The following is an 18,223-nucleotide window of genomic DNA, read 5'->3' on the forward strand; positions in this document are numbered from 1 at the left end:
ACTAAACTTGAAAAATCAAGCTAAAAGACCTAATTTGAAATGATCAAGTTAGGTCTTTTTTATGCGTATTTTTCAGCGAATTCATCAAAAAATAAATTGGTCAGGGCGTCGTTATATGGCGGTATTACTTTGCGTTGTTGCTATTGCATATGTTGCATCGGCAATTTACCACACAGTAAAACCATTACCACAGGGCATTAACTTTAGTGGCAAGCTTAGACATGCCGATGTCAAATTTTTAGCAGATAAAACCTATCTGGATGCCAATGGTCAACAGAAGCTTGATCAGCATATTTTCGATGAAATCTTGAAAATGATTGATGAGGCAAAGACTACTATTGTGGTCGATATGTTCTTATTCAATTCAGAGGTGGGGGATTCAAAAATAAAGCAAAGACCATTGATGCAAGAGTTAACCGATGCATTAGTGAGTAAGAAAAGACAAAACCGTCAAATTCAAATTGTACTAATTACTGACCCGATTAACTCGGTTTATGGTGGTTTAAGCCCTGAGCATTATCGTCAGTTACGTCAAGCTGGGGTTGATGTTATCGAAACGAATCTGATCCCTTTACGTGCATCTAATCCACTTTGGTCAGGGTTTTGGTATATCTGTTGTCAGAGTGTTGGAAATAACCCTGAAAAGGGCTGGTTACCTAACCCATTTGGTAATGAAAAAATTACGCTACGAAGTTATCTCAACTTATTTAATTTTAAAGCCAATCACCGTAAAACATTAGTTGTTGATACCGATGCTGGCTGGAAATCATTGGTTACGTCAGCAAATCCACACGATGGTAGTTCTAGACACTCTAATGTTGCGTTGGTGGTAACGGGAGCCACGGCTTCTGATGTTCTCCAGACAGAGGCTGCTGTTGCACAAATGTCTGGAAGTAGTTCACCTTCACTGATTTTAGGTGACTTTGAAAAAGATATAACCAAACCTCAAGTTCAAGTGTTAACGGAAGGTGCAATCTATGAATCTGTACTGAAACTAATTAACTCGGCTAAACCCAAAGAGCATATTGATTTAAGTATGTTCTATTTATCTGAACGCAAGATTATTCAAGCTCTAAAAAATGCACAAGCACGAGGTGTGATTGTTCGTGTTTTACTTGATCCAAATAAAGATGCATTTGGAAGACAAAAGAATGGTATACCAAACCGTCAGGTTGCTTCAGAGTTACATGCTGCGGGCATTCCAATCCGTTGGTGTGACACGCATGGTGAGCAGAACCATAGCAAAATGATTGTGAAATATAACAACCAGCAAGCTGAGTTGATTGTAGGCTCTGCCAATTTCACTGCTCGTAATTTAAAAAATTACAACCTTGAAACGGATATGTTGGTTATAGGCAAAGCTCAAGATCAAGTTTTTAAAGATGCTCAGGATTACTTCAATACTTCATGGTCAAACTTGCAAGGGAAACAGATGAGTGTCGATTACGCGAAGTATGCCGACGAGTCTAAAGTGAAATATTGGATTTATCGCTTTATGGAATGGTCAGGGTTATCGACTTTCTAATTCTATTTTTTATATAAACGTTGAAGTGATATGTTCACTACGGAGTCTTGCTTAGTTTGGTTCTATACTTGGAACTTATTCGTTGCCGTGATTTTGTACAGAATTGGCAAGGTGATTGGCGACATGGATGTCGCCGTTCCACTGTGTTGCAGGGAAGCAACATCAGTGGAACAAAGGTTTTTTGTCACTTTTGACCTTTCAAAAGTGAGGCATTAGCCTATACAAAACATATTAGAACATCACTGTAAGTAAAGGCTGTGCCATAAGTCCGATTTAAGGCGCTGGTGGAATCAATTGATCCAAAGCCTTATCATCTAACTTTTCTATTTCACTCAAATCAGTCTTAATTTTCCATTGAGATTGATCATCTACCGGATTTGGTAAACGCGCCTCAAGCCAATCACAAACCACGTCAGGATTAAACTCAGGGTGATTACACTGAATAATCCACGATAAAAAATCTTTGGCTTCACCATTCATATAAGGTGGTGGTGAAACAGGAAAGAATAATGTTGGTAGGCGTTCATTTGTCGAGAGATAATTTAAAACATGGCCGAGTTCTTGCACGGTTTGCCATGCAAGTGGGTGTTCTACATCAATACTGAACTTAAACCACCAAGCGTGTTCGCCATCTGCTCCATGAGCCATAATACGGGCTTCTTGTACACTTGGAACTTTGCAGAAAAATTGATGAAGACGTTCAAAACTGATTTCAGACACAGCAATTGACCTAGCTTGGAAAATGCTAATGGTAGCATAGATACAGATTCTTCATATTTTCTTTATAGTCATTACAAACAATATCAATCAAGCCTGTTTTATTCATGGTTTCTCCTTGACTCTCTTTTAATCTAGCTCTATATCAAGACAAAAGGGATGCACCATGAAAAAGCCAATCGTTCTTGTACTTTTAACTTTAATGTTGGGTATATCTGCTACTGCGATGGCGGATTCAAATAATCGCTGGGATAATTATCACGGCAACGATAATCGACATTATGATCAGCGTTATGACCACCGCGATGAACATAGAGGACCGGGTTGGATCAAAGCAAACCGTGGTGGTGAATATGTCGTAGTCAAGCGAGGGGAGCGTATTCCTGTAGAATACCGTGATCACCGTTACTTTGTTTCAGACTGGCGCGCACATCGTTTATATGAGCCACCACGTGGGTATCACTGGGTGAAAACGCCGAATCAATATTTATTAGTTGATTCATATCATCAAGTTTATCGTGTGCGTTAAGTGTAAAATATAGAATATTAAAAAGGCCTCAGTATCGAGGCCTTTTTTTTATGCTAATTCATCATCTTGTGGCTGAGGAGTTTTGAGTGAGACTGGGGTCTTTGAATGCTTTTCTTTCATGACAGATGGATAATTCCATGAAGCAAAACGAACGACTAAAATGGAAATCGCTAAAATTAAAATTGAACCAGTAATAATGACTTGATCGATATCCGCTTTATGGTCATGTTGAATATCGGAAATGAGTAGGCGGGTTAAGGCTGTAATTGCAACATAAATAAGAAAGCGTACAGGCATGTGATTGGTTTTAAAGTAAATTCCAACCATTGCGCCAAGTTCTAGGTAGATAAATAATAGTAAAATATCATCAATTGATGCATATTTTTTGATAGTTAAAATTTCAAAAACAGTATGTGCCGCTGACCATGCGACCATACAGCCGATAATGAATAAAGCCAAATAATGAAAAGCCTCAACAGCATAGTGTCCAAATCGGTCGAGCGTTCTTTCAAACTTTTTAGGATCAGGCATAGTAAAATCTTTTTTGATATGTGTATGCCTAGAAAATAAACAAATTTTATGCCAATAGAAATAGTAAATACAAAATAAAAAACGCCTGAGTAATCAGGCGTTTTCTATGAAAAATTTAATTATGCTTGGTTGGTAAAGTAGTCTTCACTAAAGCCCATAATTAAGTCAGCACCCGCTTTAATTTTAGCAATACGTGCATCAATATCTGGCAAGATACGTTCAACAAAGTATTGAGCTAAAGCAAGTTTGTTTTGGTAGAAATCACCAGACTTATCTTTAGCTGCAGCAGAAATTTTTGCAAACATATAAGCGAAGCTGAGTAAGCCCACTGCATGTAAATAATCAACAGCAGCAGCATTTGGGAAGTCTACGTTTTCAGCAGCTTGCTCAATAATAAACTGAGTAATCGCTTCAATTTCAGTTGCAGCATCTAATGTTGCGTCTTTAATGAAGTTCAGATCTGTGTCTAGGTCATTTGCAAAGTCACGAATCTCAGTGATGTATTCAGCAATGAATGCGCCGCCACATTTAATAGTTTTACGACCAATTAAATCTTGAGATTGAACGCCGTTAGTACCTTCGTAGATTTGAGCAATACGAAGATCACGAATACATTGTTCCATACCCCATTCACGAATATAACCGTGACCACCAAATACCATCTGAGCATCTAAAGTTGCTTGGAATGCTGTATCTGTGAGGTAAGCTTTTGCAATTGGTGTTAAAAGCGCAACGCGATTATTGGCTTTTTTCACCGCTTCTGCATCAGTTGAGAACTTAGTGATATCGAGCTGTTGGCCTACATAAACAGCAAATGCGCGAGAAGCTTCGTTGTTGGCACGTACGTTAAGTAGCATACGACGTACATCACCATGTACTAAAATGCTGTCAGCAGGTTTATTTGGTGATTGAACGCCCGCAGCACTACGACCTTGTAAACGGTCAGTCGCATATTGAGCAGCATTTTGATAAGCAAACTCAGAAGCGCCTAAGCCTTGAATACCCATTGATAAACGTTCGTAGTTCATCATCACGAACATTGCAGCAAGGCCTTCGTTTTCTTTACCAACGAGGTAACCTTTTGCGCCATCAAAGTTCATTACACAAGTAGCCGATGCTTTGATCCCCATTTTATGTTCAATAGAACCTGGGCCAACATGGTTACGGTCGCCTAACGAGCCATCTTCATTTACTAGGTATTTCGGTACAATAAATAGTGAGATACCACGTGAACCCGCAGGTGCATCAGGAGTTTTAGCAAGTACCAAGTGAATGATATTTTCTGCTAAATCGTTATCACCGCCTGTAATGAAGATTTTAGTACCAGTAATGTTATAAGTACCGTCTTCGTTACGTTCTGCTTTAGTTTTGATAATACCTAAGTCAGTACCTGCATGTGGTTCAGTCAAGCACATGGTACCTGACCATTCACCTGAATAAATCTTAGGTAAATAAGTTTCTTTTTGTTCTTGAGATGCATAGCTACTTAAAGCCATGCCAGCACCCACTGAAAGAAGCGGGTAGAGCATGAAAGATGGGTTTGTCGCAAATAACATTTCATCGGCAAGAACGGTCAGCATTTTTGGCATGCCTTGACCGCCCCATTCTTCATCTGCGCCTAAGCCAATCCAACCACCTTCTGCATATTGACGAAATGCATCTTTAAAGCCAGCAGGAGTAAAGACTTCGCCGTTTTCGTAGCGAGCGCCTTCTTCATCACCAGTACGGTTTAATGGATGAGTCACGTTCTGAGCAAATTTAGCCATTTCTTCTAAAATTGCTTCAGCAGTTGCAGCATCTACATGAGCGAGTTTCTCATTAGACTGCCAAAATTGTTCTGCTTTAAATACATCATTTAAGATGAATTTCATATCAGCTAAAGGAGCATTGTAAATTGGCATAATCGTTCACCTTTTTTATGCACATCGACCTGTGCTAGATATCCTGTAAAACGAAATGGATATTGAATTTAAAGTCTAAATTTATCACTGATTTTATAAAAAAAGGACCGTCAAAACTGAGCAGTCCTTTTTTAGTTTTTAACATTGCATATCGCAACTAACTATGGTTAGAAAGCGAAATGTTCAGCATCTAATGACATCAATGGGTCTAGACCACCAGCAATCACGTCTACATGAGAACGTACGCGTGGCAAGATTTTCTTGAAGTAGAAGCGAGCAGTGGTAACTTTCGCGTTGTAGAAATCAACGTCAGTTGTACCTTCTGCCAATTTCTCTTGTGCTACAAGCGCCATACGAGCCCATAGATAACCTAAAGTCACGTAACCAGCGAAGTATAGGTAATCTACAGCAGCAGCACCCACTTCATCCGGATTTTGCATTGCACGCATACCGATTTGCATAGTGAGATCGCCCCATTCTTTGTTTAGCGCAGCAAGTGGCTCAACAAATTCTTTCATGGCAGCATTGTCTTTATTTGCTTCTACAAACTTATGAACAATCTTAGTGAAATCACGAAGCATTGCACCTTGAGTTTGTAAAACTTTACGGCCTAACAAGTCTAGTGCTTGAATTTCAGTTGTTCCTTCATACAAGCAGGCAATACGTGTATCACGTACGATTTGCTCCATGCCATGCTCAGAAATAAAGCCATGACCACCGAAGACTTGAACACCATGCTTAGCAGACTCAGAACCTGTTTCAGTTAAGAAAGCTTTTGCAATTGGAGTCAATAAAGACAAGATGTTGTCAGCAAACTTACGCTCTTCTTCAGTTTCGCCTTTTTCAACGATATCTGCATATTGAGCGAGTAAGTAAACAAGTGCACGACCGCCTTCAGCAAATGCTTTTTGAGTTAAAAGCATGTTGCGAACAGCAGGGTGAACAATAATTGGATCTGCTTCTTTTTCTGGAGCTTTAGGACCAGAAAGTGAACGCATTGCTAAACGATCTTTCGCGTAAGTTAAAGCACCTTGGAAAGATGACTCAGACGCTGCTAAACCTTGAACAGCAGTACCAATACGTGCTGTGTTCATGAAAGTGAACATACAGTTCAGGCCACGGTTTTCAGGTCCAATCAAGTAACCTTTAGCTTGGTCGAAGTTGATGACACAAGTCGCGTTACCATGGATACCCATTTTGTGTTCGATAGAACCACAGCGCACAGCGTTACGCTCGCCCACAGTTCCATCTGCATTTACATGGAATTTAGGAACGATGAATAACGAAATACCTTTAGTACCTTTTGGTGCACCTGGAAGGCGAGCAAGAACAATATGGATGATGTTGTCAGCCATGTCATGTTCACCAGCAGAGATAAAGATTTTCTCGCCAGAAATTGCATAGCTACCATCTGCATTTGGTTCTGCTTTAGTACGGATAATACCTAAGTCTGAACCTGCATGAGATTCAGTTAAGCACATCGTACCTGTCCAGACACCAGAAACAAGGTTAGGCAAGTACGTATTTTTTTGTTCATCAGAACCATGATGTTCTAATGTACGTACTGCTCCGTGAGATAAGCCTGGGTACATACCCCATGCCCAGTTAGAGCTACCAACCATTTCTGAAATTGCGATACCTAAAGAGTTAGGTAGGCCTTGACCGCCGTATTGTTCTTCTGCTGATAAAGACGGGAAGCCAAGTTCAATATATTTTTGATAAGCTTCTTTAAATCCTGTTGGAGTAGTGACTACACCATCATTCCAAGTACAACCTTCGCGGTCGCCAACTTGGTTTAAAGGAGAAAGTTCATTTTCACAGAAGTCTGCCGCAGCTTCTAAATATTGATCAACCAATTCACGGCTTACGTTACCTTGGAAATCAGGTAATTTTGCATAGTGCTCTTCTGCATTTAATAATTCATGCAAAACGAATTGCATATCACGTAAGGGCGCTTTGTATTGTGGCATATCGGGTTCCTCAATACTGGTGAAACCAGAGTTATAATCCTAATCTACGATAATGTGCCATAAGAGGCACCTTGAACCATTACATCGTGCAACAACTTGCATAACTGTACAAGCACCTCAGGGCCTTTACTTTGTGACTGCAAAGTCAAGAAAAAAATACTTGAACTATGTAAGTGCTTTGAGTGTAAACACTTTTAGTGAAGTTTAGATGATACAAATAGTCAAAATCGTAAGTAGTTATGTACATAAAAAAAGGCGCCTAGAGGCGCCTTTTGCTTTGTTCGATTATGCGTTATTTTGCTTGAACTGGTGCAGGAGCTGGGGCATTAACTGGTGGTTGAGGGCGCTTTGGTTCAAAACGTAAGTTACACGTACCTTCAAGTGTTCTATCTCCAACTTGAACATTTACAGCTTGACCATTTGCTTTGCCTTCACATGCTTTTTGAATTTGTTCAAAACGAGCTTGACGCTCTGCGCGGTGCTGCTCCCACGCTGCTTTTTGTTCAGGGGTAAATTCACGGTGCTTCATACGGTGATGACCATTTCGTGGACCATCTTGCATCATGCCATGTTCTGGTTTAGGAGGTTGATTCATTGATTGACACGCAGCCAAACTACCCATAGTTACAATTGCTGCACTGAATAATGCAATTTTAGCAGTCATTTTCATATCTAAAGCCCTTTTAATGTTTGTTTCCACATACCTTAAAGATTAGATAATAAAGATGAAGAAACAATGGAGAGTTTTTCTTTTGGTTGTTAGTTACAATGAAAAATATAGGGTAAAAATGAGAGAGTACTTTTGAACGTACTACGTGTTCCAATTGCATTGCGGCTATTTTTAACAGTCTTGCTGACTACATTGTTAATTGCAACCGCAAGTTTGAGTGTTCTGCACTGGACGATGCAAAAGAACTTTGCCAAATATGTGGCCGATGTTGAAATGCAAAAGCTAGATCGGCTCATGACCAATCTTGGAAATGTGTATAGCGTTTATCATGATTGGGGAAATGCAATTCAGGCGCAAATCTTACAAATTGAAGGAACGGCAGCGCCAGACGATTATGACCGTCTCTCACAGTGGTGGTTAAGACGTCAATATGATATTGCGATTCAGCAGCATTCGTTCGATGAACACACGCTCATTAATGTTTCTCCAGATGGAGCGACAGCAAATAAAAATTCTATTTTTAGTGATGAAGAGCTACGCACACTTGAAAAGAACTTACCTTCAGAATATCAACCATTTGAAGGCTTAAAATTTCCATTAAGCGCCAACCAGTTTCGTCCGCGTGATGATAAAAAAGGTAACTCAAAAAAAGGGAGTCTTAAAGATATTGAGACACAAAATGGCAAAAAGCGCTTTATTGCTTTGCCAGACCGTCTAGGCTTAAGTTCTCGTTTATCTTTATACGATGCCAAACATCAATTTGTAGTTGGTGAACCTCCATCTTCAGATCAAATGTCTTACCGTCCCATCATCGTCAACAATCAGGTGGTCGGTTATTTAGGTCTAAAACCAGTTCTAGATAAAGAAGATGCTTTAAGTATTAATTTCTTTAGTAATCAAAAGCGTTATTTACTTTTAATTTATGCTTTAACTTTACTATCGAGTTTAGTTGCAGCACTTTTAATGGCGACTTATTTTAAAAAGCCAATTCAACGTTTATTAAATGCAACAAGGGAGTTAACAAAAGGTAATTACCAACATCAAGTAGTGATTAAACGAAATGATGAACTTGGTGATTTATCAACTCAATTGAACCATTTGTCCGAGATTTTACATCAACATGAAGAATCACGCCGTCAATGGGTTGCAGATACGTCTCACGAGTTGAAAACACCGTTGGCTGTATTGCAAGCGCAAATCGAAGCAATGCAAGATGGTATTCGAAAGGCAACTCCTGAACATCTCGATGCCATGATGAGACAAGTTTCAAGCTTAAAGAAACTTACCCAAGACCTAGCAGATCTAGCACAGGCTGATGCTCAGCAACTTAAATGTTACTTAGGTTCAGTGAATCCGTGGGATGTTGTATTACAAGAAGTTGAAAACTTTAGACCTAAACTTGAGCAAGCAAATCTGGAAATTAAGGTTGAAGGTGAAGGGGTATCTTTACTGTTAGATCGTGATCGCTTTAAACAAATTATTGTTAATTTAATTAGTAATAGTATTCGTTACACAGAAACAGGTGGCAAAATTCATATTCATACAAGTCAAACTGCTCAAGAGTGGACTTTGTATGTTGATGATAGCCCGTTTGGTTTAAGTGATGAGCAACTATTACGTTTAGGTGAGCGTTTTTATCGAGTAGATGATTCGCGTACGCGTAGTACAGGTGGAACAGGATTAGGCTTAGCTTTATCTTGTAAAATTGCGCAAGCGCTTGGTGGTACACTAAGTTTTGAACACTCTCCGTTGGGTGGTTTACGCTGTGTACTTACCTTTAAAAAGCAGAGTTAAATAAAAGGAAAAATGGCCCATGAAGCATGTAATGTTGGTTGAGGATGAAGTAGAGTTAGCGCATCTGGTACGTGATTATCTTGAAGCTGCTGGTTTTGAAGTAAGTATGTTTCATGATGGTCAAGATGCTTACACGAGCTTTCAGCAACGGAAACCTAATTTAATGATTCTGGACTTAATGGTTCCAAGAATGGATGGTTTAACGATTTGCCGTAAAGTACGTGAACAGTCAGATTTACCGATTATTATGGTGACTGCACGGACTGAAGAAATTGATCGAGTTTTAGGTCTCAATATGGGTGCTGATGATTACGTTTGTAAGCCATTTAGTCCAAAAGAGTTAGTTGCACGTGTACAGGCCGTTTTACGTCGTTTAGAGCGTAAGGCCGAGCCAGAGCAAAATGACTCCTTCCGTATTGATAAAGCTCAGCAAAGAATTTGGTATCAACAAAAGTCGTTAAGTTTAACGCCGACAGAATTTCGCCTACTTGAGCTATTTTTAGAACATGTCGGACAAGTTTATTCACGTGCTCAATTATTAGACCATATTAATCCAGACAGCTTTGATGTTGCTGACCGAGTTATTGACAGCCATATCAAAAACTTGCGCCGAAAAATTAGTGAAGCAGCTGAAACTGGTAACCGTCATGAATGGATTCAAGCTGTTTATGGCGTTGGTTACCGCTTCGAGTATCCAGAAGAGTAAACTGTTCAGAAAAGTTATTCTGTGGATAACCACAATGTTATCCACAGAAAATGTGGATAGTTTTCAAAGATTATGGATAAATTATAATCTTGGTATGATTAGGGACTAATTGCCAAATTTCATCTATATCTACATTTCTAACTGCGATACATCCTAAAGTCCAATCTTTGTGTGGCATATAACTTGAACTAAAAGGTATCCATAAAAAGGACTTTGGGGCAGATCCATGGATCATGATATTACCACCTGCCGGCTGATTATGCTGTTTAGCATAGGCAACATCTTGTGTATTAGGATAGGAAATATGCAATGATTTATAGAAAGCGCTTTGTGAGTTGCGCCAATCTATAGAATAAACACCTTCAGGTGTTTTACCGTCATTTTCAAAGTTTTTATGGCCTTCAGGGTTGAAGCCTAAACGAATAGGGTAACGACGAATTACTTCCTGATCACTTTTAAGTAGAAGTATGCGTTGATTTTTAAACACTTCAATTGAGGTTATAGGTTTTGTCTTTATAAGGTGAGATATCTCATTACTTGTGAGTTCTTCATGAGAAGAGACAAAAGTAGGTAAATATTTTTCATACTTATAAAAAGCAATTCCAAGTGGAATGAATAGAAGTGTACAAATAATGATAGGTCTAATTTTCATATATTATTCTTTGATGTTTAAGAAACTCTCTTAAGTGACTTAAGAGAGTTTTAGTTTTTTAATATTAAGACGAACAGCTCACCGCTACATCAGGCACATCACTTGGTAAAGGGCCTAAATCTTCTGGTTTTTCCAAATCTGGCTGCCTTATATAAGGATGATTGAGTAGCTTAAACAAACGGTCTACCTCACTAAAATCATCTCGCTCCGCTGCTTCAATAGCACGCTGTGCCATATGATTACGTAAAATATAAACTGGATTTGCTTGTTGCATGTTTGCATCAAGTTCATCTGTATCTTGATGTTCACGGATATTTTCATATTGGCTAAGGAACTCGTCAAACTGTCGAATATCGAGGCAATCATCACGTAGAGCCTTATACTCTTTATTTTGCAGTCGAATAAAACTTTGAGTGTAATCTAGCTGCTCTGTTTGTAAGATTCTTAAAAAAGCAAAACTACAATCAAGGCTATCTTTATGGAAATGAGGAAGGCCCATTTTTTGACACAATCCAGTGGTGTACTGCTCAATAAAGGTAGGCTCAAACCCTTCTAAGCAAGTAGCTAACTCTTCTTTGAATTGCTCTTTTTGTTCAGGTTCAGCAAGTGGAACTAGATTATTTAACCAAGTCCATAGGTTCCAGTGTGCAATACTTGGCTGGTTTTGGTAGGTATAGCGCCCTTGATAATCGGAATGGTTGTTAATCCAGTTCGGGCGGAAACGTTCCATAAAACCATATGGACCAAAATCGAGTGTAGAGCCTGTAATATTTAAGTTGTCAGTATTCATTACGCCATGAGCAAAACCGACCAGCTGCCATTTGGCAATCATGATGGCTGTATTTCTAATCACAGCTTTAGCAAAAGCTAAAATAGGCTGTTCTTCTTTTTGGCATTCTGGATAGTGCCATTCAATACATTTTTGAGTGAATTCTGGGAGTAAGTCAGGCGCATATTGATTGATCCATTCAAAATGACCTAGACGAATATGACATTCAGAGGTTCTAAGCAGCATTGCACCAGGCTCTAATGTCTCGCGTTGCACACCTTGAGCGGAACTTGTAAAACCTACTGCATGACTAGAAGCAACTCCTAAAGCGTTTAACGCATGTCCTGCTAAATACTCTCGAACAACTGAACGTAAAACTGCTCGACCATCTCCCATACGTGAATAGGGGGTAGGGCCAGCACCCTTTAAATGTAAATCGATGGTTTGGCCATTTTTATTCAGAATTTGTCCAATGAGTAAACCACGTCCGTCGCCTAGCTGACCTGCCCATTGCCCAAATTGATGGCCTGCATAAACCATTGCTAAAGGTGGAAAGTCTGAGAAAGTCCGCTGACCACTGCAAATTTCTACCCATGCCTCTTTTTCTTCATCCGTCCATTGTAGTTCTTCGGCTAAAGCTAAATTGAAGTGTCCAGCTTTCGCTCCACGAAGAGGAGTGGGCTGCTGTATATGAAAAAGCTTAGGATTGAGTGAGGAATAAAGCGGATTAAAGTGCATAGACTGGACTAAATATTTGAGGCGAACTTCACTATACCATAGTTAAAAACCAGCCAAAAAAATAGCGCCTGTAAAAGCCATGCTTTACAGGCGCTATTTCGAACTAGAGTCGTATTAGTCTGGTACGACGTTAGTGTTCTTTTTAATGTTGCGCATTAAAGTTTCTAAACACTCACGGTGATGACTCAAACGATGTTCAAGCAATTGGAAATCAACCTTTAACTTATGATCCATTTTATGAATCTTTTCAGCCATAGCTGCTTTCTTCGCTTGTAACTCTTGTTCTTTGAGTTTCGCCCAGTCATTTAAAGTGTGGGTAAATGCTTCATATTCCTGAGCAATGCGTTGCTTCATTTGGCTCATGTCAGCATTTACATCATGGCCATAAATAGCAAGGTCTTGTTCAGCATATTTAAACTTCATTGCCAATTCTGCTTTTTTAATATTAAAGCTTGGAATACGACGTAAGTTCTTTGCTAAACCAACTTTAGAACATGTCCAGATTAACCATTTAGTTGGATCATATTGCCACCACTTCACACCATTACGATAATCGTATTGGAAAATATGGTGATAGTTATGATAACCCTCGCCCCATGTTGCAATCGCTAACCAGAAGTTATCGCGTGCTGAGTTTTCATCGGTATAAGGGCGTTTACCAAACATATGGCAAAGTGAGTTAATGAAGAATGTTACTTGATGGCTAATGATTAAACGCAATAAACCACCGAGAAGTACAACTCCCCATAAGTCGCCAGTTGCCCAGCCAACTAAACCTAAAATACCGACATGAACTGCTACAACCATTAGACCGTAGTATTTATGTTGGAACATCACCAGTTTGTCATTGAGCAAATCAGGTGCGTTTTTAAAGTCAGGTTTAGATGGAGAATGATCGCGGATCATCCAACCCATATGGGCATACCAGAAACCACGTTCAATCGAGTATGGATCTTCATCCACATGGTCAACATGACGGTGATGAGTACGATGACCAGATGCCCAAAACAGAATACTGTTTTGTACAGCAAATGTGCCTGCAATCATTAAAAGAATTTTAAGTGGTAATGACGCTTCATAAGCACGGTGTGCCCAAAGACGATGGTAACCAGCAGTAATCCCCATGCTACTTAAAGCTAAAAGAAAAAATAAGCTTACCCATGCGCTTACACTAAAATCATAATAATACGCATAAATCGGGATTATGATTGCAGCAAGAATTGGTAAACCAATTAAGGTAATGCTAGCGGTCCAGTTAATTGGGGCCTTGAGTGGGGCGGAAGTCATATCCGGCAGCGCTCCTAGAAACCTTGTTAAACAAGGTAAAAAGACAAAACGACATAGCAAAACCAATCATCAAGATTTATTGCTATTTTGAACATTATATTAGCATGTGCTTAGTGAGAATCACTAATATTATTGTACAGATGTACTGAAAGAACCGTAACAGAATTAAACCATGCTTGGCAACATTTCAGATAGGAGAAGTTGTGTAATGAAAATACAGCGATTGAGAAAAATGAATAGCATTGATATTGCAAAGAAATTGCCATTGAAATGTCTTTTCATCACAATCAGCCTTGTATTGGCAGCATGTCAAAGCACGCCGCAACAAAATATTCAAAAAGGCCATGTAAAGTCTACACACCATATACAAACCCAAGTAGTCAAGAAGAAAGTGAGCCCAGAAGGTGTTCAAGACATTGATTGGCAAATTACTCAGATCAATGGGCGTAAGGCAAAATTCTTTAACCAATGGCCGACTCTTTCATTGAACTCAGCGGTCAAAACTGTGTCTGGTCATACGGGATGTAACCGTATTTTTGGTCGATATACTTTCGACTTCAACCAAAAGAAACTAGATATGGAAGTTAATGCCGGTCATTCGAGTTGTGATGGCGCTTTGGCTCAAGAAGCAGAATTAGTTGATTCCTTACAACGTATTCAACGCTTCCAGTTGGTAGGTAATACTTTGTATTTACTTGATCAGAACGGACAACGCCTGATTCAGGCAGAGAAAAAATAAAAGGTGGTTAATACCACCTTTTTTCTATTTAAAGCGCTTCGAGCATTGTTGTAGGAATATCCGTAATTAAACCTTGAATATCTAAATCACGGAGCCTTTTCGCTCTTTCTACATCATTTACTGTCCATACACTAATGTTTAAACCTGCTTGATGAGACAGTTGAATCATTTCATCTGTAGCAAGTTGGTCATGCCAACCAATATGACCGCAACCATATTGATGAGCGAGTTCAATTGCTGCGGCTCCCACTGGAATTTCAACTAACAAGCCGCGTTTAAATTGTGAGTCGATGTCACGTAAGGCAGTTAAAATTTGAAGATCGAAACTTGTGATAGTCACGACTTTTTCATAACCCTGTAACTCAGTCTCGAGCTTTTGAACTAACTTTTCTGCAAATGCCATATCTCTTACTGCTTTAACTTCAACTTCAATATGCTCGAAGTTATCAAGCAATTTTAAAACACCTGTAAGAGTTGGTGTTGGCTCTGGATTTGGCCAATTGGGCCAGTTTTGACGATGATCAAATGTTAAAGCTTGAGCTAAAGTAGATTGCTCAACAATTTGATCGACTCCAGCTGTACGTAAAAAATTATCGTCATGAATAACGATCAGCTCTTGGTCTTGAAGCTGACGAATATCAAATTCGACACCACGAATACCTAAGTTTTTTATGTGCTGAAAACCACCTAATGTATTTTCGGGAGCTTCTCGGCGTGCACCACGATGACCAATAATACGCATAATTTTCTTCTATTCAGTTATTGTTGGTTATGGTCTCTTCATAAGCAGAGACCATACTTAAATTAGTCTATTTTTAAATAATCTCATTAATATTTTTTTGCCAAAGGACTTCTTGTCCACCTTCGGCACGTTGTAAAGCACGAGATGCGACAAATAACCAGTCAGATAGACGGTTTAAAAGTTGGAGCGCTGTGGCTTGAATATTTTGATCACGAGTTTGTACCGACAGCAGAGATCGTTCTGCACGACGACAAACAGCACGCGCTTGATGAGCGTAACTGCAAGATAAAGAGCCAGATGGCAGAATAAACTCTTTCAGCATAGGCAAATCTTCATTCATACGGTCAATTTCTTTTTCCAGAAACTCAATACAAACGGGCTGAAGTAAATTGTAGTTTGGAATACAAACTTCGCCACCTAAGTCGAAAAGCCAATGTTGGATCAAGCTCAGGCTTTTGTCCCAATCTGCTTTATTGGTCACTTGGCTGGTCGTGATTTGTGCGCGTAGTACACCAATAATCGCATTGAGTTCATCGACATCACCAAGTGCCGCAATTCGTAAATCATCTTTGGCAACACGAGAGCCATCGCCTAAACCTGTTGTACCTGAGTCGCCTGTGCGTGTATAGATTTTACTTAAACGGTGTCCCATGATGGATATCCTGAACATAAAAAAGGGGATAATGTCGGTCAAAACATTACCCCGAAACTGGAGTTAAGAAAATATTTTTATAATCTAGAGTGAAAATTAATAACGGAAAGTTACGCCAACAGAAGCTTGGCGGCCTGTATTAACATACCAGTCATTTGAAGGATATGTATTTAATACTTCACGATATTGAACATCACCTACGTTTTGAATATTGGTAAATAATTTTACGTTAGGAATAACATTCCAATAAGCATTTAAGTCTACTGTTGCATAACCTGGTACTCGCATAGAGTTTGCAGAATCTGCATAAGATTTAGCTCTAGCGATTAACGAAGCACTAATTCCATACACTGCATTTTCTAGACCTGTGCTTACAGTGAGAGTCTGGCGAGGTCGATAAGCAATTTCTGTATTGTCTTTTTCATTTTCTGTTTTTACGTAAGCATATTCAGTAGATAAGAAAAGATCATCTTGATGCCACTTTATTCCAGCTTCGCCACCAGTAAAGTTCGCCTTAGCTATATTTGTATTTGTGCCTGCATTGTAGGCAATAAGATCTTTAATTTTTGTATGATAAACAGAAAAATTAGTACTCACATTAGAGGTAAGATCATAGTTCACACCCATTTCATAGGAAGTACTTTTTTCTGGCGTTAAATTTTCATTACCTCCCCATTGTGAATATAGTTCATTCAAGGTTGGAGCTCTGAAAGCACTACCGATATTTGCATATACACTAGCATTAGGTAGGAAATGATAGCGGATAGCACCTTGTCCAACAGTATGAGTACCAAAGCGCTGGTTGTCTTCTAAACGAACCCCAACTTGCGTGTCAAAAAGATCATTTTTGAGTTGATGCTGTAAATAGTACCCCGTGCTATTCACACTTTTATCTGAGTTAAGAATGGTATTACTTTTATAATTTGCATCGTTATATGTTGCACCAACTAAAATATTCTGGTGTGGAGTAAATTTCCATTTCAGGTTTAGATCGCTTTCATTGTTTTCAGTATTGTAATATGAGTCGTAAGCGGGAACATTTTGTTTATCCTGAACATTTGCATAGTGTGCATTGATGATGAGATCAGGCAAAATATTATAAGCAACTTTTGTGTTGATAACTCGATTTTCGAATAGACGCTGTGCTGTGTTGGTTATGTAATCATTACTGAAAATATTAGTGCCTTTATTTTCACTAATTGAAGCAGAGGCATCTATTAAGTTTTCTTGAAAGAAGCCTACTTTAGCGTGATAACCTTTTTGATCATATCCAGCCTTTTCATTTTCTGGTTGGCTTTCAAAAATACGAGTTCCATCACTTTCTAAGCGCTGTCCGCCTAGTTGCGCATAGAAACCTTGATCACTTACAAGATTGGCATTAACAATAGTCTTATAGGTATTATTTTCACCATAAATACCCGTTAGCTCAGCGCCTGTTTTCTCAGGTTTTTTAGAAATTAATTGAACTACACCGCCAATAGCATCGCTTCCATATTGAACTGATGCTGGACCTTTTAATATTTCAATTTGTTGAACATCTGTTGTATCTAAAAATGCAGGATATAGTGGACCAAGTTCATTTTGACTATTTAAACGAGCGCCATCTTTAAGAACCAATGTATGAACTGATTTAGTACCACGAAGAGAAATTTCAGAAATCTGACCTAGACCACCGCTTTGTTTTACATAGATGGATGGGTCTCGTTGAATAATATCTGAAACGTTTAATAATGGATTCTGCTCAATGGTTTTTTCATCAATCACTGAAATACGCGCCGGAACTTCACTCGCTTTTTCAGCACTTTTAGATGCCGTCACTACAATTGGATCGAGCTGAGTTGTGGTAGTTGTATCTTCAGCAAAAATAACAGGTGAACACCCCATCGCAATAGCGATAGCCCCCACCAGACGGGTAGGTTGAAAAGACTTAGACATAACATGCTCCATACATTCACCCCACGTGAATGATCGGGTAGATAGATGAAACAAGCAGGTCTCCGGACTTCAGCGCCATAAATCATTTATGGACATATTCACCTTCCCACATCACTGCAGTGGTGTAAGTCGATCTCGACTTAAAAAATATGCTTTACATTGTTACCGTTGCGGGGGCAGTGCCGGACTTTCACCAGCTTCCCTAAAGCATCAATTGCTTACACTTGCTTCCATTTGAACGCAGTATAAAGTGCCGAATTACTTCCGACAATGTCATTTCGACCAATTCCCAGAGAACTTTTACGCAAGGGACAAAAATTGCATTACAATGGCGCTTATTTTAAAAAATGGTTGTAGTTTAGGCAG

The 18,223-nt window shown here is 39.1% G+C and carries 16 protein-coding genes and 1 riboswitch; of the genes, 5 read left to right on the forward strand and 11 right to left on the reverse strand.

Translation table 11 applies throughout. The annotated features are described in order from the left end of the window. The first annotated feature begins 61 nt into the window (after positions 1–61). The gene (locus tag MSG95_RS10010) at positions 62–1,525 is read left to right on the forward strand and encodes a phospholipase D family protein (protein WP_077165200.1); all 1,464 of its coding nucleotides are present in this window, start codon (positions 62–64) and stop codon (positions 1,523–1,525) included. Positions 1,526–1,798: 273 nt separating this feature from the next. Here MSG95_RS10010 and MSG95_RS10015 read toward each other — a convergent pair whose 3' ends face one another. Further along, on the reverse strand, positions 1,799–2,245 hold the full coding sequence (locus MSG95_RS10015) for a hypothetical protein (RefSeq protein ID WP_077165199.1): 447 nt from the start codon (positions 2,243–2,245) through the stop codon (positions 1,799–1,801). 163 nt (positions 2,246–2,408) lie between these two features. On the opposite strand from MSG95_RS10015, the gene MSG95_RS10020 reads away from it, so the two are divergent. Then, positions 2,409–2,771 carry an RcnB family protein gene (locus MSG95_RS10020; protein ID WP_324624781.1) on the forward strand — a complete coding sequence of 121 codons (363 nt, stop codon included), beginning with the start codon at positions 2,409–2,411 and terminating at the stop codon, positions 2,769–2,771. A gap of 48 nt (positions 2,772–2,819) precedes the next feature. Here MSG95_RS10020 and MSG95_RS10025 read toward each other — a convergent pair whose 3' ends face one another. From MSG95_RS10025 to MSG95_RS10040, 4 genes are all read right to left on the reverse strand, one after another. After that, positions 2,820–3,302: a phosphate-starvation-inducible protein PsiE gene (locus tag MSG95_RS10025; protein ID WP_004705685.1), complete on the reverse strand. Its 483-nt coding sequence runs from the start codon at positions 3,300–3,302 to the stop codon at positions 2,820–2,822. 119 nt (positions 3,303–3,421) lie between these two features. Next, a complete protein-coding gene (locus tag MSG95_RS10030) occupies positions 3,422–5,203 on the reverse strand; it encodes an acyl-CoA dehydrogenase C-terminal domain-containing protein (protein ID WP_004705686.1) in 1,782 nt (593 codons plus the stop codon). Between the two features lie 167 nt (positions 5,204–5,370). Next, positions 5,371–7,173 (reverse strand): acyl-CoA dehydrogenase C-terminal domain-containing protein, encoded by a 1,803-nt coding sequence (locus tag MSG95_RS10035; RefSeq protein WP_004705687.1) that lies wholly within the window; start codon positions 7,171–7,173, stop codon positions 5,371–5,373. Between the two features lie 292 nt (positions 7,174–7,465). Further along, positions 7,466–7,843 carry a hypothetical protein gene (locus tag MSG95_RS10040; RefSeq protein WP_077165197.1) on the reverse strand — a complete coding sequence of 126 codons (378 nt, stop codon included), beginning with the start codon at positions 7,841–7,843 and terminating at the stop codon, positions 7,466–7,468. A 132-nt stretch (positions 7,844–7,975) separates the two neighbouring features. On the opposite strand from MSG95_RS10040, the gene baeS reads away from it, so the two are divergent. Together baeS and MSG95_RS10050 are read left to right on the forward strand one after the other, a co-directional pair. Beyond that, positions 7,976–9,637 (forward strand): sensor histidine kinase efflux regulator BaeS, encoded by a 1,662-nt coding sequence (gene baeS, locus MSG95_RS10045; RefSeq protein ID WP_077165196.1) that lies wholly within the window; start codon positions 7,976–7,978, stop codon positions 9,635–9,637. A 19-nt stretch (positions 9,638–9,656) separates the two neighbouring features. Beyond that, the gene (locus MSG95_RS10050; protein WP_019457495.1) at positions 9,657–10,343 is read left to right on the forward strand and encodes a response regulator; all 687 of its coding nucleotides are present in this window, start codon (positions 9,657–9,659) and stop codon (positions 10,341–10,343) included. Between the two features lie 70 nt (positions 10,344–10,413). Here MSG95_RS10050 and MSG95_RS10055 read toward each other — a convergent pair whose 3' ends face one another. From MSG95_RS10055 to MSG95_RS10065, 3 genes are all read right to left on the reverse strand, one after another. Beyond that, on the reverse strand, positions 10,414–10,995 hold the full coding sequence (locus MSG95_RS10055) for a L,D-transpeptidase family protein (RefSeq protein ID WP_151819252.1): 582 nt from the start codon (positions 10,993–10,995) through the stop codon (positions 10,414–10,416). Between the two features lie 64 nt (positions 10,996–11,059). After that, complete coding sequence (locus MSG95_RS10060) at positions 11,060–12,502, reverse strand: protein adenylyltransferase SelO (protein WP_077165632.1); 1,443 nt, start codon at positions 12,500–12,502, stop codon at positions 11,060–11,062. Between the two features lie 114 nt (positions 12,503–12,616). After that, a complete protein-coding gene (locus tag MSG95_RS10065; protein WP_019457498.1) occupies positions 12,617–13,789 on the reverse strand; it encodes an acyl-CoA desaturase in 1,173 nt (390 codons plus the stop codon). Between the two features lie 208 nt (positions 13,790–13,997). On the opposite strand from MSG95_RS10065, the gene MSG95_RS10070 reads away from it, so the two are divergent. Beyond that, positions 13,998–14,528: an META domain-containing protein gene (locus MSG95_RS10070; protein ID WP_139344781.1), complete on the forward strand. Its 531-nt coding sequence runs from the start codon at positions 13,998–14,000 to the stop codon at positions 14,526–14,528. 28 nt (positions 14,529–14,556) lie between these two features. Here the strand turns inward: MSG95_RS10070 and MSG95_RS10075 are convergent, their stop codons facing one another. The 3 genes from MSG95_RS10075 to MSG95_RS10085 form a co-directional block, all read right to left on the reverse strand. Then, positions 14,557–15,270: a glycerophosphodiester phosphodiesterase gene (locus MSG95_RS10075; RefSeq protein WP_077165630.1), complete on the reverse strand. Its 714-nt coding sequence runs from the start codon at positions 15,268–15,270 to the stop codon at positions 14,557–14,559. 73 nt (positions 15,271–15,343) lie between these two features. Beyond that, a complete protein-coding gene (locus MSG95_RS10080) occupies positions 15,344–15,922 on the reverse strand; it encodes a cob(I)yrinic acid a,c-diamide adenosyltransferase (RefSeq protein WP_077165629.1) in 579 nt (192 codons plus the stop codon). A gap of 96 nt (positions 15,923–16,018) precedes the next feature. Further along, on the reverse strand, positions 16,019–17,869 hold the full coding sequence (locus MSG95_RS10085; RefSeq protein WP_077165628.1) for a TonB-dependent receptor plug domain-containing protein: 1,851 nt from the start codon (positions 17,867–17,869) through the stop codon (positions 16,019–16,021). A 23-nt stretch (positions 17,870–17,892) separates the two neighbouring features. Further along, positions 17,893–18,100, reverse strand: a riboswitch (cobalamin riboswitch). Positions 18,101–18,223 lie beyond the last annotated feature (123 nt).

It is taken from the genome of Acinetobacter sp. IK23, assembly GCF_035615275.1.
GTDB lineage: Bacteria > Pseudomonadota > Gammaproteobacteria > Pseudomonadales > Moraxellaceae > Acinetobacter > Acinetobacter seifertii.

Excerpts from the sequence above, each read along its gene's own strand:
- MSG95_RS10010 (WP_077165200.1), top strand. The coding sequence starts at position 62 with ATGCGTATTTTTCAGCGAATTCATCAAAAAATAAATTGGTCAGGGCGT.
- MSG95_RS10020 (WP_324624781.1), top strand. The coding sequence starts at position 2,409 with ATGAAAAAGCCAATCGTTCTTGTACTTTTAACTTTAATGTTGGGTATA.
- MSG95_RS10025 (WP_004705685.1), bottom strand. The coding sequence starts at position 3,302 with ATGCCTGATCCTAAAAAGTTTGAAAGAACGCTCGACCGATTTGGACAC.
- MSG95_RS10030 (WP_004705686.1), bottom strand. The coding sequence starts at position 5,203 with ATGCCAATTTACAATGCTCCTTTAGCTGATATGAAATTCATCTTAAAT.
- MSG95_RS10035 (WP_004705687.1), bottom strand. The coding sequence starts at position 7,173 with ATGCCACAATACAAAGCGCCCTTACGTGATATGCAATTCGTTTTGCAT.
- MSG95_RS10040 (WP_077165197.1), bottom strand. The coding sequence starts at position 7,843 with ATGAAAATGACTGCTAAAATTGCATTATTCAGTGCAGCAATTGTAACT.
- MSG95_RS10050 (WP_019457495.1), top strand. The coding sequence starts at position 9,657 with ATGAAGCATGTAATGTTGGTTGAGGATGAAGTAGAGTTAGCGCATCTG.
- MSG95_RS10055 (WP_151819252.1), bottom strand. The coding sequence starts at position 10,995 with ATGAAAATTAGACCTATCATTATTTGTACACTTCTATTCATTCCACTT.
- MSG95_RS10060 (WP_077165632.1), bottom strand. The coding sequence starts at position 12,502 with ATGCACTTTAATCCGCTTTATTCCTCACTCAATCCTAAGCTTTTTCAT.
- MSG95_RS10065 (WP_019457498.1), bottom strand. The coding sequence starts at position 13,789 with ATGACTTCCGCCCCACTCAAGGCCCCAATTAACTGGACCGCTAGCATT.
- MSG95_RS10070 (WP_139344781.1), top strand. The coding sequence starts at position 13,998 with ATGAAAATACAGCGATTGAGAAAAATGAATAGCATTGATATTGCAAAG.
- MSG95_RS10075 (WP_077165630.1), bottom strand. The coding sequence starts at position 15,270 with ATGCGTATTATTGGTCATCGTGGTGCACGCCGAGAAGCTCCCGAAAAT.
- MSG95_RS10080 (WP_077165629.1), bottom strand. The coding sequence starts at position 15,922 with ATGGGACACCGTTTAAGTAAAATCTATACACGCACAGGCGACTCAGGT.
- MSG95_RS10085 (WP_077165628.1), bottom strand. The coding sequence starts at position 17,869 with ATGGAGCATGTTATGTCTAAGTCTTTTCAACCTACCCGTCTGGTGGGG.